At 64.6% G+C, this 12616-nt stretch carries 13 protein-coding genes, 3 tRNA genes and 1 other RNA gene; 5 read left to right on the top strand and 12 right to left on the bottom strand.

Going from position 1 to position 12616, the window contains the following annotated elements; genetic code table 11:
• Position 1 precedes the first annotated feature (1 nt).
• From VN461_01160 to ffs, 7 genes are all read right to left on the bottom strand, one after another.
• A tRNA-Asn gene (locus VN461_01160) sits at positions 2 to 76 on the bottom strand.
• A 76-nt stretch (positions 77 to 152) separates the two neighbouring features.
• Positions 153 to 740 (bottom strand): ADP-ribosylation factor-like protein, encoded by a 588-nt coding sequence (locus tag VN461_01155; protein HXB53360.1) that lies wholly within the window; start codon positions 738 to 740, stop codon positions 153 to 155.
• 20 nt (positions 741 to 760) lie between these two features.
• A complete protein-coding gene (locus VN461_01150; protein HXB53359.1) occupies positions 761 to 1261 on the bottom strand; it encodes a roadblock/LC7 domain-containing protein in 501 nt (166 codons plus the stop codon).
• Positions 1262 to 1376: 115 nt separating this feature from the next.
• Positions 1377 to 1973, bottom strand: coding sequence for a recombination mediator RecR (gene recR, locus VN461_01145; GenBank protein HXB53358.1), 597 nt, complete (start codon positions 1971 to 1973; stop codon positions 1377 to 1379).
• Between the two features lie 22 nt (positions 1974 to 1995).
• A complete protein-coding gene (locus tag VN461_01140; protein ID HXB53357.1) occupies positions 1996 to 2307 on the bottom strand; it encodes a YbaB/EbfC family nucleoid-associated protein in 312 nt (103 codons plus the stop codon).
• Between the two features lie 21 nt (positions 2308 to 2328).
• Entirely contained in the window at positions 2329 to 4005 is a 1677-nt protein-coding gene (gene dnaX / locus VN461_01135; GenBank protein ID HXB53356.1) for a DNA polymerase III subunit gamma/tau, read from the bottom strand.
• Position 4006: 1 nt separating this feature from the next.
• Positions 4007 to 4106, bottom strand: an RNA gene (gene ffs / locus VN461_01130) — signal recognition particle sRNA small type.
• A 324-nt stretch (positions 4107 to 4430) separates the two neighbouring features.
• Here ffs and VN461_01125 point away from each other — a divergent pair.
• The gene (locus VN461_01125) at positions 4431 to 5354 is read left to right on the top strand and encodes an aldo/keto reductase (protein ID HXB53355.1); all 924 of its coding nucleotides are present in this window, start codon (positions 4431 to 4433) and stop codon (positions 5352 to 5354) included.
• Between the two features lie 201 nt (positions 5355 to 5555).
• Positions 5556 to 6176, top strand: coding sequence for a hypothetical protein (locus VN461_01120; protein ID HXB53354.1), 621 nt, complete (start codon positions 5556 to 5558; stop codon positions 6174 to 6176).
• A gap of 174 nt (positions 6177 to 6350) precedes the next feature.
• Here the strand turns inward: VN461_01120 and VN461_01115 are convergent, their stop codons facing one another.
• Positions 6351 to 8315, bottom strand: coding sequence for a hypothetical protein (locus VN461_01115; GenBank protein ID HXB53353.1), 1965 nt, complete (start codon positions 8313 to 8315; stop codon positions 6351 to 6353).
• A 758-nt stretch (positions 8316 to 9073) separates the two neighbouring features.
• Here VN461_01115 and VN461_01110 point away from each other — a divergent pair.
• From VN461_01110 to VN461_01100, 3 genes are all read left to right on the top strand, one after another.
• Entirely contained in the window at positions 9074 to 9349 is a 276-nt protein-coding gene (locus VN461_01110; protein ID HXB53352.1) for a DUF433 domain-containing protein, read from the top strand.
• Complete coding sequence (locus VN461_01105) at positions 9349 to 9702, top strand: DUF5615 family PIN-like protein (protein HXB53351.1); 354 nt, start codon at positions 9349 to 9351, stop codon at positions 9700 to 9702. The genes VN461_01110 and VN461_01105 overlap by 1 nt, the downstream gene beginning before the upstream one ends.
• A 467-nt stretch (positions 9703 to 10169) precedes the next feature.
• On the top strand, positions 10170 to 11426 hold the full coding sequence (locus tag VN461_01100; GenBank protein ID HXB53350.1) for a hypothetical protein: 1257 nt from the start codon (positions 10170 to 10172) through the stop codon (positions 11424 to 11426).
• A 167-nt stretch (positions 11427 to 11593) separates the two neighbouring features.
• Here the strand turns inward: VN461_01100 and VN461_01095 are convergent, their stop codons facing one another.
• The 4 genes from VN461_01095 to VN461_01080 form a co-directional block, all read right to left on the bottom strand.
• Entirely contained in the window at positions 11594 to 11725 is a 132-nt protein-coding gene (locus tag VN461_01095) for a hypothetical protein (protein HXB53349.1), read from the bottom strand.
• Between the two features lie 199 nt (positions 11726 to 11924).
• Positions 11925 to 12017, bottom strand: a tRNA-Ser gene (locus tag VN461_01090).
• Between the two features lie 115 nt (positions 12018 to 12132).
• Positions 12133 to 12222, bottom strand: a tRNA-Ser gene (locus VN461_01085).
• Between the two features lie 165 nt (positions 12223 to 12387).
• On the bottom strand, positions 12388 to 12616 hold a 229-nt coding region (locus tag VN461_01080), incomplete at its 5' end, for a deaminase (GenBank protein HXB53348.1).

The raw sequence follows: 12616 nt of genomic DNA, 5'->3' as shown, positions 1-12616 counted from the left end.
TTGGCTCCTCAGGTAGGATTCGAACCTACAACCCTCCGGTTAACAGCCGGATGCTCTACCCTTGAGCTACTGAGGAACAGTAGGCTCGCGGCAAAAGCGGAGTATAAGAGTCGGGCGGCCGGGGTGTCAATCAGTCGGGGGTGGGACTGCTTCTAGCCCGCTCTCGTCAGCTCCGACAGGACCAGCTTGGCCACCCCTTTGAGGGTCTCGAAGACCCCCACTCCCTTCATGGCCACCGCCTCGATCACGGGCTCTTCCTTCTTCACCAGAAGCCGCTTCATCTCCTCCACGGAGGCCACGTTGGGCAGGTCGCGCTTGTTGAGCTGGAGCACGTAAGGGAGCGTCATGAGGTCGTAGCCCTGGGTCCGCAGGTTGATGACCAGGTTGTCGAGGGACTCGGCGTTGGCGTCCATGCGCTCGACCTGGCAGTCGGCCACGAAGATGACCCCGTCCACCCCCTTCAGGATCAGTTTCCGGCTGGCGTCATAGAAGACCTGGCCGGGAACGGTGTAGAGGTGGAAACGGGTCTTGAAGCCGCGCACAGTGCCGAGCTCCAGGGGCAGAAAGTCGAAAAAGAGCGTGCGGTCGGTCTCGGTGGCGAGGGAGATAAGCTTGCCCTTGGCCCCCGGGTTCGTCTTGTCGTAGATCCACTGGAGGTTGGTGGTCTTCCCGCACAGGCCGGGGCCGTAGTAAACGATCTTGCAGTTGATCTCGCGGGAAGCGTAGTTAATGAAGGTCATCGGTCGTCGCCCCGGGCTCGCTACTCGCTGAAGAGACTGTCGATGTCCTCGTCGGTGATCTCGGCGAAGGGGCTCTCGAAGGCGGTTCCGGCCTGGGCCTTCTCTCTTTCGACCTTGGCCATGATCCGGGCGAACACGTCGTTCAGCTCTTGCGACGCCTTCTTGACCCGCAGGCGGACAAGGCCGAGAGAGGATCGTTCGTCGAAGATCACGACCAGGATGACCCTCTGGGCGACGATTGAGATGTGGATGTTGTCCTTCTCCCCCTCGTGAAAAAGGATCGAGAACTCTTTCTCGCCGATGAGTCGAGCCAGGCCGTCGGTGGCGGCCACGTTGCCGGCCGTTAGGGATGCCAACGAGGTGGTGTCCAGGTTCTCGATCTCGCCATGGGCGGCGATCTGCTGGCCGTTCTTGTCGACCAGGAAGACCACTTTAGCGTTGGCGTCGACGCGGAGCTTCGAGATGATTTGCTTGATCTGGTTGAACTCCTCCTCGTACATGACTATATCTGGCGCCGCCATCCGTGATCCTCCTATAAAGCCTGACGCAAGACTGGCCTGGTGGGACGGGCCTCTCAGGAACGCATAGTTATAGCTTGCGGATCAAGCGTTTTCAAACCGTCGCCGCCCAAACAACTCAATATTCACGCCGGCCTTCCATGGCCTTGGCCATGGTCACCTCGTCCGCCCATTCCAGGTCCGAGCCCACCGGCACCCCCATGGCAATCCGGGTCACGCGCACCCCCAGGGGCTTGAGGATCCGGACCAGGTAGACGGCGGTGGCCTCCCCTTCCACGGTGGGGCTGGTGGCGAGGATGACCTCCTCGACTCCCCCCTTACGGATCCGCTCTAGGAGACCCTCGATCTTGAGCTCGTCCGGCCCTACTCCCTGCAGAGGCGAGAGCGCGCCGTGGAGGACATGGTAGCGGCCGCGGAAGTCGCGGGTCTTTTCCACCGAAAGCAGATCGTGGGGCTCCTCGACTACGCAGACCATGCGGTCGGTCCGCGCGGGGTCGGAGCAGGTGACGCAGACCTCGCGGTCCGTGATCGCGTTACAGAGGGAACAGGTGCGGATGCCGTCGAGCAGGGTCCCCACGGCCGTGCCCAGGCGAACGGCGTCCTCCCGCGGGCTACGGAGCAGATGAAAGGCGATGCGCTGGGCCGACTTGGGGCCGATCCCGGGGAGCTTCTTAAGCTCGTCGATGAGCCGGGCCACCGGGGGCGGATAGTCCACGGCTATGAGTGTACCGCCGTCCTCAGGTCAGGCCGGGGATCTTCAGGCCGCCGGTCAGCACCGCCAGCTTCTCCTGGACCGCCTGGTCGACCTGGCGCGCGGCCTCGTTGACGGCCGCGGTCACTAGGTCCTGGAGCATCTCCACATCGTCCTTGCTCACGACCTCGGGGTCGATCTTGAGGCTCCGGAGCTGCTTTTGACCGTCCATCTCCACTTTGACCATCCCGCCGCCGGAGCTGGCTTCCACCACCAGGGCGGCAATCTCCTGTTGCATCTTCTCCTGCTGCTGCTGGAGCTGCTTCATCAGCTTACGAGGATCACCAAAGGGGTTCACGGTCTCCTCCCGGGGCCGAGGCTACGGCTTCGCCTCCCGCACGTCCACGACCCTGCCGTCAAAGAGGTCCAGGGCCTCCTGGACCGCGGGCTCCCTCTCCGCCTCCTGGCGGAGGCGCTGGCGCGCCAGCTCGGCCGGGGAGGAAGCGGGCGGAGCGGGTATGGCCGCCCCCGCCCCCACGCGCACCTTGAGGGCGCGGCCCGCCGCCTTCGCGGCCAGCTCCCGGTACTCATCCACGTGCGTACCCGCGAGGGCGGCGAAGTCCGGGGCTACCTCCAAGGCGAGCGAGTCGCCCTCCAGACGCGCCTGGGCCCCCCGCAGAGCCGTGGCCAGGGAGGGGCGGGCCTGGCAGAGCGACAACATCCCGGCCAGGATCTCGTCCGCTTCGCTTCCCGCGGACGGGGTCTCCGCCACCGGTTCCAAGGCCTTGGGGGGCGGGTCCACTGCCGCCGCCGAGGGCGGGGGGAGAGCACGCGGCGCCGCAGAGGGCGGGGGGAGGGCACGCGGCGCCGCCGGGGCCGCCGTGCCGGCCGCCAGACGCTCCACCCGCGCCACGAGCTCCGCGAAGGGCCGGAGCCGTGGCATCTGGGCCATCTTCAAGAGAACGAGTTCCAGCGTGACCCGCGGATCCTGGGCGGGGCGGAGCTCCGTCTCCGCCTGGGTCAAAAGATCCAGGATGCGCAGCAGGTCTTCCTCCGAGAAGGCATCGGCCAGGGGCCGAAACTTCTCCCCTTCGCCGGGGACGGTCGCGGCCAGGAGGGGGCTGCCGGGAGCGGCCAGCTTCAAGAGCAGCAGCTCCCGGAAGTGCAGCAGCAGCTCGCGGGCGAAGTTGCGGTAGTCGGCCCCGTAGGTGGAGAGGCTCTCCACGAGGTCGAGCAGGCCCAGGTTGTCCCCCGCCGCCACCGCCCGGGAAGCCCGGAATAGCAGCTCGCGATCGATGAGCCCCAGCAGGGCCCCCAGGTCCTCGTCCTTCACCTCGCTACCGCTGAAGGAGAGGACCTGATCGAACAGGGAAAGGGCGTCGCGGACGCTCCCTTCCGCGGCGTGCGCGATGCGGGCCAGGGCCTCATCCGAGACGCGGACGCCCTCTCCCTCTGCCACCTTCCGCAAGTGGACCTGGAGCTCGCGGGTGGGGATCAGGCGGAAGTCGTACTGCTGGCAGCGCGAAAGGATCGTGTCCGGGAGGCGGTGGTATTCGGTGGTGGCGAAGATGAACTTCACCCGCGGGGGCGGCTCTTCCAGCGTCTTCAGGAGGGCGTTGAAGGCCCCCGTGGAGAGCATGTGGACCTCGTCGATGATCCAGATCTTGAAGCGGTCCCGGGCGGGGTTGTAGCGGGCGCTCTCCCGCAGCTCGCGCACCTGCTCCACGCCGTTGTTGGTGGCGCCGTCGATCTCCTGCACGTCGAGAGAGCCGCCGGCCGCGATCTCCTGGCAGGAGGAGCACTTCCCGCAAGGGTCAGGGGTGGGGCCCTCGCCGCGCGAGCAGTTCAGGGCCTTGGCCAGGATGCGCGCAGTGGTGGTCTTTCCCACCCCCCGCGCTCCCGAGAACAGGAAGGCGTGGCCGATCCGGCCCGAGGTCAGGGCGTTCCGCAGGGTCCGGGTGAGGGTCGGCTGGCCAACGACCTCGTCGAAGGTCTGTGGTCTCCACTTGCGAGCGAGGACTTGGTAGGTCATGAAGGGAAGCGGAGCCGGCCCCACGTGAACCCCGGCTGTCCTGCGGCACACGCGAGGGGCGCCTAACCGTTGCTCCCTTCCGGGCCTGGCGGGGTTCGACGTCTCGCGTTGCGCAGGGCCGGGATCCACGTGCGACCGACCCCGAAAGCTAGGCTACTCCAAAACTCCCTTGGAGGATAGTCGGTCACTCTCGCGCCCGCGGAGAGCGACCTCTTGACCTGTGCCCCTCTGGCCGCGCGTCTTCCGAAGGCGGCTTCAATTCCGCTCCTCGGCGGCGAGGACGAGCTGCTTCTGAGCGGAGCAGCCCTGCGCTAAGCTTGCAGCTGTTCGATGTCGCGAACCGCAATGCCGTCGCCAGGCTCACTTCTTCCCCGCCCCGGAGATGGGAGGGCCCAGTCGGCTCTCCTCGTCAGCCTAACCGTTAGGGCCAGCGCGACGGGAGGTCGTCATTGATCCCTCAACGCCGCTTCGGAGCCGGTGGCGCCACGATATCGGAGATCGGCTTTGGGTGCGGCGGCTACTGGGGATTGCCCATTTTCTCCGAAAGGAAGGCTGAGGCCCTACTACGCCATGGCCTGGAGCGGGGAATCACGTTTCTCGACACCGGTCCCAACTACTCCCGCGGCAACGCCGAAGAGAGGCTGGGGAAGCTCACCGGCGGCCACTATCGGGGAGTCCTCCTCGCCACGAAGGTCGGGTCGCGTCTCCTGCCGGGAGGCAGAGTCATCCGTGATTTCACGCCCGAGGGGATGGAGGCGAGCCTCCGGGACAGCCTTCGCCGACTGAGAACCGACCATTTGGACTTGCTGCAGCTTCATGGCCCCCCCCTGGCCGCCCTGGAGGACGACCGGGTGCTGAGGACGCTGGACGCTTTCGTCAGCCGTGGGATGATCAAGTACAAGGGCGTCTCCGCGGACGGGGAGGTCGCCGAGCGTGCGGCCGGCCTCTCCTTCTTCGACGCTCTCATGACGACCTACAACGTTGTGACCCAGGAAAGCGCGGCCACGATACAGAAGGCGGGCCAGAGCGGAATGGCGGCTCTGATCAAATCCCCCCTGTCTCATCATGTGTTCGGCAATGAGCTCTACAAGATCACGAGGCCGAGCAAGCTCTGGTACCTCCTGCGCGTGCTCAAGAACTACCGACACCTGCTCCCACGTGGTCGGCGGCTGGAGCTGACCGTGGGCATGCCGGGATGGACGGCGGCCGAGGTCGCTCTGAAGTTCGTGCTGAGTAATCCGTCGGTCTCAAGCGCGGTGATCGGAACGACCAGCCTCGATCATCTGCAGCGGGACTTGGAGGTCTGTGACAGAGAAGAGCTCGCCGAGCTGGTTGTGTCCCGCATCACGGCGGGAGCGGGCGCGGGTCCCTAGACTCCGAGGCCGGCGACGATGCTCAAGCGACAACGGGCCGCCGCCCTTGACCCGCAGTGGAGGGGAGAGGGACTATGAGCACCTCGTGAAGGCTGACTCGTCACCGGAGCGTCGTCTGTTTGAGTCTAGCTTGAGCGGCTCGGGGCCATGCCGGGGTGGGGTCGGCTCCGAGAGCCAATCGAAGCCCTAGGAGGCAACCCTATGCGAAAGAGTTGCGGTGTAACCAGCGCGCTCGTGATCGCGCTCTGCTCCCTGTCGCCCGCCGTCAAGGCCGGGGACGACGAGGAGCCAGGGTTCCGTTTCCAGTACGCAGCGAAATTCAGTTGTGGGTCGGTTGCCGCGGGCGTACGTGCGCCCGTCGTGCCCGGCCAGTACGCTACGGCTGTCGCCATCCACAACCCGCAAGGGAAGGACGTCACGCTTCGTAAGAAGATCGCGCTCGTCTTCCCTCCGGGCGCCGAGAGCCCGGGTCCGATCTCGGCCTTCATCGTCGAGAAGCTGACCCCCGACCAAGCGCTGGAAGTCACTTGCCAAGAGATTCCGAGTCAGTTCACCTTCCCAGGGACGGTCACCTTCGGGTCATTCGTCCAGGGCTTTCTCGTCGTTGAGACGACACGCAGCGTGGATGTGACCGCTACGTACTCGGCGGGACCGGGTCTGGGGGGAATGGCACCCACACCGGCCGCCGCCACCACGTCAAGCGTCGCCACGCTTGAAGTCGAGCGCATCAAGGAACGGAAGATCTCGCGGGAAGACGACGACAAGGACAAAGATAAGGATAAGGACAAGGATAAGGAAGGGGACAAAGAGGATAAGCGGTAGGGAGCGTTTGGGGTTCCTAGCCTGACCCCAGCCGGGCAAAGATGACGGCCGGGGACAGTGGCCGCCCACGGCCGTACGCGCTCTCTACTGAGCGGGACAAGCGGACTCGCCTGGCGCCGTGCGACGCTACAAGGCCGTTCGTCGGAAATCTTCGCTTGCCGTGGAGTGTGAGATCTAGTCGGCGACCGGAGGCGTCGCCGGGCCGTCTGCACTTAGGGCCAGCCAAGAGATCCGGAGATCGGGTGCTGCTTGCCCCCAACCGTTCCAAAACCGGATCTCCTCTACCCTCGCCCCTTCCGGGAGCCCGCCGAGAAGCAGGGCCTCCAAGTTCGCGGCGTTGTGAGGAAGAGGGCTGATCCACAAACCACTGGCCACTAAGTCCGGAATGAAGCGGCAGTGGATCTCCGGGGCCGTCCATGTCCCGGAGGCCTTGCTCCGAGCGCGGAATCGAATGTCTGCCGACATCTCCTCCTCTCGAAGCAGCAGACCCCGGACCTTTGCCCATAGGGGACGGGAAATGCGGATCTGCGCAAGCACGACGCCGGGCGTATCGGGCACCGAAGCCCAGGCTCCCCAAGGTACGGTCACGGTTCCGACTTGCCTCCTCGACACGAAGCGCGGTTCCGCGCGGGCTTCAAGCACAAACACGCGGCCCGAGCTGACCAGCCGGTAGTGGTTAAGGATCGACACCAGTGTGAGCGGCTCGTCCCAGAAGAGGTGTCGGCCATCGATGCTGGCCACGCTCGTTATGCCCGGCGTCCGGAGGAGGTACTCCGACGTCTTGTGCCATAGCAACCGTTGCGGCCGGCGCGGGGAGTCAAAGAATTCGGCGTTCATGCTGTCCAAGATCGCGCTGTGGGCGCTGTGAGACGCCGGGGAGGGGCGATTGGCCCAATTGAGCTGGTTCGCCGCCACGTAGCCCACCTCCCACGGATACACGTCCACCGATGAGTCAGCGAGAGCCTTTCGTTCGCCCGGGGGCACCACCAGGGGCTCGAGCGCTCTCTTCGAGAGCTGAGCAAGGTCTGCGCGGTACTGTGAGAACTGAGCAAGGGCCCCTATGCCCCGGACACCGGGGAGGCGAAGTGGCTCCGCTAGCGCATTCACGAGAGTGTGCTCGGGGGGGCCATCGGCAACGGAGAGATGAAACCAAGCCACCACCAACGACCCGACGGCCGCGGCAAGGAATGGCGCCGCGCGCCACCTGCGTTCGGCAGCCATTGAGTCCGTGACAAGCACGGCGACGATCAATAGACCGAACAGCACAAGGACTCTCCCGTGGACATCCTGGCGAACCACGGAGTGCTTCCACGCCACAAACAAAGGCCCTGCGCAGCTAAGAAGCGAGAGCTGTGCGCGTCTATGGCCTACGTAGACTGCCCAAGCGGAGAGGAGAAGGAAGAACACAAGAAAGGAGGCGACCGCAACCTGCCACCCCTCGATGGCGAGGCTGGCCGCCGAGGAATACCCTCCGGCCATGGACAAGCTCACAGCCAAGTACGTCGCAAGGCCGGAGGTCGACCCGTAGTAGCCCACCCAGCCGACGATCAAGCCGAAGGTCGCGCAACCACTCGCCACCAGAAGGCGAGGTAGGAACGCGGAGGCCCTCCTCGGGAGCAGACAGCCCACACCCAGCGCGAGGAGCGCAGCGGGGCCGATTGTCAGCTTCATGAGCAGAAAAAAGCCTCCAAGGGCGCTCGCGAGGCCAAGCGCGATGAGTCCGGCGCGGTCGTTGCGGTGCAGGGCCAGGAGGTAAAGAAGGAGGAACAGGCCGAACCACCGCCACTCCTCCCAGTAAGCAACGTGAACGGTGTAGGTCAGAAGTAGCCCCATCAAGACCCTCTTGGCTGTGGAACCGGGGCCGGACCACGCATAAGCGACCGCCACCAGGCCTACCATCACGACAAACAGGGCTTGGACGAGGAACCAAGAGCGGGCGACGTCGCCAACGTTTACTGGATAGAGCAGCCAACCATACGGTCCACGATCGGAAATGAACTCCTGGCCCCAATGCTCGTTATGCACGGCCGCATAGTTGAGGGCGAGCGCGTAGGAAGCGTCCACGCCGGGAGCTGGATAGGAGACGCCCGCCCGGAAGCCCATCAGGACGCTGGCCACGACCGTGAGAAGCAGCGCCACGTGCGTCTTCCGACCCCCGGCCTCGTGCGCAGGAGACGAGTCTGTTGGGGGCACTCCGATTGGCACCATAGGGGAAGGCGGAAGGGTAGCACGGCCGCTGCAGGCGTTGCCCAGAGCCCGGCGATTCGCCCTCCCCACCACCCGAGAGCACGTTCGCGGCAGCGCGCGGCGTTCCTGGGCGGCGGCCGCATAGCCTTCAGAGTGTGGGAGGAGTAAGCGGCTTGCCCCAAGCGAAGGGATGTAACTGACTGTTAGGTCAAGTGCTACAGGATAGTGGTGGCGGAGAGAGAGGGATTCGAACCCTCGGTAGCGGGGTCACCGCTACACGTGATTTCCAGTCCAGAACCGCTGACACCTTACTCGATCCCACCCAGCCTAAGCTGCGGTGACGATGAGGCCGACTTCTGACAGGACATCGGTTGAGGCCGCGTCTCGTCGAGCCTCGTGGTAGCGGGTGGTAGCAGTGAATCGAAAGGAAAACGAACGACTTCCGGTCCGTACCCATTGCCTCGCCCTTTAGACGAACTGGAGCGTCGTCGTCGATCGGTGCCGAGCGAAAGCGAAGGAGGCGCGTTCTGGCGGGCGAGTGACACCAAACACGCACCTCAGGTCGGACCCAGCCTATCCAACGCGCAGGCGAGGCGCGGAACCGATTCCCACGGGATTCTGGAGAGGGTTCTTGATCCCCTCCCCGTTGCCCTAGCCGAAGGGCGAGCCTGTTTGGGGCAACAGTCAAGGCGAGGTAGAATTGGGGTGTCATGCCCACGGCGAAGACGAGCGTCTGCTATCCACACGTGACGAAGACACCCGGCGTGTGCGGCGGCAAGGCCTGTATTGACGGGACGCGGATCCGCGTCAACAACGTGGTCTTCCTCCACAAGGACGGGGCCAACCACGAGAAGATCCGCGAGGCGTATCCCGACCTAACTCCCGCGCAGATCCACGCCGCGCTGGCGTACTACTACGACAACCGCGAAGAGATCGACGCCGAGCTAGCCGCGGATAAGTCCTGGGCTGAGTCGCTCAACCGGTAGTGGCCGGTCGTTTCCCCCTCTATACCGACGCAGACGTCCACGGTCCTCTGATCTTTGCCCTTCGTGGGCGCGGCTGGGACCTCGTTCGCGCGATGGATCTCTACCCCCAAGGAACCGCGGACGCTGTGCACTTCGAGCGCGCCGCGCGAGAGAACCGTGTCCTCATCAGCAACGACCACGACATGGAGGGCATCGCGAACCGCTGGCTCGCCGAGGGACGGCCGTTCCGCGGACTGATCCTCTGGCCGCAGGAGCACTACAAGCTGATAGGCTACGCCGAGCTGGTGGCGAGGATCGAGGTTCTCTCCGAGCCCTTCCCGCACCTGGTCATCCACCTCAGGCCGCCCAGCTAGGTTCGACCCATTCGGCCCTGGATCGTACGAAGCCGATAGACCGATGCTTCTGCAGAGAGCGGTAGACCTTCATAAAGGCGTTGAAGCCTGCTCATCGACTTATTCGGAACGAGGCGCCCTTCTCCAAGGGTGTCGTGAGTGCCACGGGCCTCGGCGACGCGGATTTGCGCTGGGCCCCGCCGTTCATCCCGCGCTAGCAATGACTTCCGAGCGATAGGCCCAAATTGGGCCCGCCCGTAGGTGCACGACTGCCCACGACCGTGTGCCTCCTTTGTCGTCACACGCCCGAGAAAGGGATGCCCCGGCACAGGTAGAGCCGTGGCCGGACCAGCTGCCTGGCGACGCCACGACCTTATCCGACCACTGCCGGCGAACCCGTCAGATTCCGCGGTTGCTCACCGCTGCAACACGCAGCACGGTGTCCCTTCTCGCGAGCGCCGGAGGATAGAATTTGGTTTGAGAATGCAATGAGGAAATGGGTGCTCCGGACGCTCGGTCTCGCGGTCCTTGCCATCCTTCTCTGGCTCGGGGTTGGGAATCTTGTCGCGGCCTATCAGGAAGGTCGCGCGCGCCGCGGGTGGGCGGAGGCGGGACTCTCGATGGAGGAATTCGAGAGGCAACATCCCAGGACCGACGCGAACTCCTTGGCCTTGGCTATCGAAGCCAAGGCGCGCGTCTTGGGCTTCGAGCTTGGTCTTTCATCGGAATCGCGAAAGAAGAACCGTCAGCCCAGAGCTCTCGATTCGTTGTACGAGTCAGATCTCTTGCAATTCGTTTCTTCCCAGATCTCTCGGACGGATGGTGGCCCGATCAAAGAGCTCCCTCCGGAGCTTGACGCCTTCCTGAAGCGCAACTCCACTGCCATCGAGTTGCTCGAAGCGGAGATTCTGGGGAGCGGCGAGATCGTGTGGGCGAGGGAGACACCTGGCGTGCTCGACCCATCCTTCCCTTTTAGCTTGCGCTTCCGGCAGCTTGTGGACGTGCTTCGCCTCGATGCCCTCGACAAGAGCCGAAGGGGAGATGCGGCCGGGGTCGACCGTGCGCTGGAGGCTGGATGGAAGCTCAACTCGGCCTATCGAGATCATCCCCTAGTCATCGGCCAATTCCTCGCGATCGCGATCGACTCAAACCTCCTCGCGGTCCTAAGACGGCTCGCACCTGCGTCGGACGGGTGGGGCGCTCGGCTGGCGGCCCATGACTATGGACGCTCCTTTCTGGCTTCACTCCAGGGCGAGCTCCAGTCCGCGTCGGCACATGTCAAGGGGACGGAAGATGCGGAGGCCGGTCTTTGGTGCCATTTCGCAGGGGCATTTGTGGCCCCATTCTCCAGGATCTGGCTCGCGAGCTATTCGGATCTGATGCGGCGCGCGATCCTCCAGCTTCGGGCCCAGAGGGATCCCTGCACCCTCGACCTGGATTCTGTCGTCGAGACCCTTGGGATTCACCCTTGGAACACCTCGGCGCGGGAGGCGTTACCCTCGCTCATCTTAGGCTACGCAGCCGCTACGGAGGCAGCGCTCAATCGGGAAGTCACGAGCCGAGTCCTCGTCGGGGAAGCCCCCTGGCTCAAAGAGGCCGGTGTCCGCTCCTCCGTCTGCCAGAGCCTCGTGTGGAAGGTCGAACATGACCCGAATGGGGCGGTCATTCTGGCGCCGAGCCGCCCCCTACCGCGGTCTCTTGGGAATCTGGTGGTGCGGTGGCCGAAGCCTGCGCAAAAGTCGTAGAGAAAAGTCGTGAAGACGTGGACTCAGCAGCTCTACGTCAATGCCCACTATTTTAGTACCGGCAGACCCGTCAGATTTCCGCGGTTTCTCACCGCCGCTAACAAACGAGAATGCACGCCGCGTGACGTTGAGGCCTCGTTGAGTACGCCAGAATCTCTGCTACTGCCCTAGCGGCCAAACCGCGTCAAGGTGCGGCCCAACTCGAACGCCTCCCGAAAGGGCTTGGGTAGCGCCTTGGCGGTCAGGTTCAAGACCTTCCGCCGGACGACTCTCTCCGGATCCTGTGCAATCTCCTGCACCGGCCCTCTGCCTACGTACAGGAGCAGCTCGGCCAGGCGAGCATCGAGCTGACGGTTGGGACCTACGGCCGGTGGCTCAGGAAGCGGGCTCCGGAGGCGGTGGATCGCCTCGACGGGAAGGAAGTGGTAGCAAAAAGGCCCAAAATGGTAGCAGCGACCGACTCCGGACCTCGGCGCCCGTCCTCGCAACCTACTGAAATGGCGGAGAGAGAGGGATTCGAACCCTCGGTAGCGGGGTCACCGCTACACGTGATTTCCAGTCACGCCGATTCAACCACTCTCGCATCTCTCCGTCTTTGAGCAAAAGGGGCGGTGCCGGCCCCTCTCGCCCCAGCCCCGGCGCGCCCCCGATGAGTGGGTCGCTCGAGGTTCCCGTACTCAGGGTCCATGGCCTCACTTGCTCTGGCTGGCGGAGAGGGTGGGATTCGAACCCACGGTACCCGGTAGGGCACAGCGGTTTTCGAGACCGCCCGATTCAACCACTCTCGCACCTCTCCTTTTTCGCGCCGAGAGGTCATATCTCGAACCCCCGACGCCCTTCTTACTGCTGGCGAGTCATTACGCTGCGTTGGCCGCACCAGACCGAAACGCCGTGGGACGCCGACTCGCTACGTCCCCGAGGACACCTATGGATCGCCTCGGTCGGCGTGCGACAGAGTATCTTATCCTTGTTCGCGGCGGAACTTGAAGAAGTCCACGAGGAGTTGCCGGCATTCCGGCTCGAGCACGCCCGCGACGACTCGGACCCGGTGGTTCAGGCGCAGCTTCTCGATATCCAGGACAGACCGGATGGCGCCGGCCTTTGGTTCGACTGCGCCGTACACGAGCGTGGACACGCGGGCGTGCACGAGGGCGCCCACGCACATGAGGCAGGGCTCGATCGTCACGTAG

The organism is Vicinamibacteria bacterium, from assembly GCA_035570235.1.
In the GTDB taxonomy this organism is placed as follows: Bacteria; Acidobacteriota; Vicinamibacteria; order Fen-336; family Fen-336; genus DATMML01.
The sequence above is the reverse complement of the archived record's forward strand: the minus strand, read 5'-3'. Positions and strand labels throughout refer to the sequence as shown.

Bases quoted from the DNA above. Each gene is read 5' to 3' on its own strand.
- VN461_01100 (HXB53350.1), top strand. From the start codon at position 10,170: ATGAGGAAATGGGTGCTCCGGACGCTCGGTCTCGCGGTCCTTGCCATC.
- VN461_01120 (HXB53354.1), top strand. From the start codon at position 5,556: ATGCGAAAGAGTTGCGGTGTAACCAGCGCGCTCGTGATCGCGCTCTGC.
- VN461_01155 (HXB53360.1), bottom strand. From the start codon at position 740: ATGACCTTCATTAACTACGCTTCCCGCGAGATCAACTGCAAGATCGTT.
- VN461_01110 (HXB53352.1), top strand. From the start codon at position 9,074: ATGCCCACGGCGAAGACGAGCGTCTGCTATCCACACGTGACGAAGACA.
- VN461_01150 (HXB53359.1), bottom strand. From the start codon at position 1,261: ATGGCGGCGCCAGATATAGTCATGTACGAGGAGGAGTTCAACCAGATC.